The 1,387-nt window shown below is 69.1% G+C and carries 1 protein-coding gene; it reads left to right on the plus strand.

Going from position 1 to position 1,387, the window contains the following annotated elements:
* The first annotated feature begins 57 nt into the window (after nt 1-57).
* A complete protein-coding gene (locus IE140_RS35680; RefSeq protein ID WP_150198824.1) occupies nt 58-1,266 on the plus strand; it encodes an IS701 family transposase in 1,209 nt (402 codons plus the stop codon).
* The last annotated feature ends 121 nt before the right edge of the window (nt 1,267-1,387 follow it).

Consider the following 1,387-nt stretch of genomic DNA (forward strand, 5'->3'; position numbering starts at 1 on the left):
TAGTAGGGCTTTGTTACGTCTCTGGGCAAGTAGTCGCTCTGGTGGTTTCCTGCTGGTATGAGGGTGGATGAACTCGTTTCGTGCAGGGGCCGGTTGGAGGAGTTTGCCGGGGAGGTGTTCGCGCCGTTGGCGCGTGCTGACCAGCGGGTGAAGGGCGGGCTGTATCTGCGGGGCCTGCTCCTGGACGGGCGTCGGAAGTCGATGCAGCCGATGGCCGGACGCCTGGGTGTGGACCATCAGCAGTTGCAGCAGTTCATGACGTCGTCGACCTGGCCGGTGGACACCGTCCGCACCAGGTTGGCCCGCCGGGCGGTGGCGGTGGTGAGGCCGCAGGTGTGGGTCGTGGACGACACCGGATTCCCGAAGGACGGAACGTCCTCTCCCGGGGTGGCCCGCCAGTACTCAGGCACCCTGGGCAAGGTCGGGAACTGCCAGATCGGGGTCAGTGTCCACGCCGCGTCCGACACCGCGTCGTGCCCGCTGTCCTGGCGGCTGTTTCTCCCCCGCGGCTGGGACGAGGCCGAGGCTGCCGGGCGCCGGGCCCGCTGCCGCATCCCGGAAGAAGAGCATCACCGGCCGAAATGGCAGCTCGCGCTGGACATGCTCGACGAGCTGGCCACGGTCGGACTGCGGCCCGCGGTGCTGGTCGCGGACACCGGCTACGGAGCGAACGCCGACTTCCGTCACGGCCTGGAGGACCGCGGCCTGGCCTATGCCCTGCAGGTCAAGGGCGAGATGACCGCCCACGCCGAGACAGCCGAACCTCGCACGCCGCCTTACAGCAGGCTCGGGCCACGCCCGCTGCCCCGCTACCGCACCCGGCCGGTCAGCCTGCGCGAACACGTCCTGGCCGCCGGACGTGCACGAGCCGTCACGGTCACCTGGCGCAAAGGATCCAAGGCCGCCATGTCCGCCCGCTTCGTGTTCCTGCGTGTCCGCCTCGCCGGCCGCCGCCCCAAACCCGCCCGGGACGGTGTCATCGCACTGCGGTGGCTGATAGCCCAGTGGCCCGAAGGCCAGGACGAGCCGGTCAAGTACTGGATCTCCAACCTGCCGGCCGACATACCGGCCCGGGACCTGGTCCGGCTCGCGAAGCTACGGTGGCGCATCGAGCACGACTACCGCGAGCTGAAGACCACACTCGGCCTCGACCACTTCGAGGGCCGCTCGTTCACCGGCTGGCACCGCCACGTCACCCTCGTCACCGCCGCCCACCTCTTCCTGACCGAACAGCGCTCCGCCCCAAAAGCCCCTGCCAGGGCCTGACCCTCTACCAGGCCCTGGACCTCCTCCAACACCTACTGGCCACCTGGACCGGAACCTGCCCCACCTGCCGACAACCCACCCCATGGCAGCCCTACGACACCACCTAACAAAGCCCTACTAG

It is taken from the genome of Streptomyces parvus (genome assembly GCF_014648875.1).
GTDB lineage: Bacteria > Actinomycetota > Actinomycetes > Streptomycetales > Streptomycetaceae > Streptomyces > Streptomyces parvus.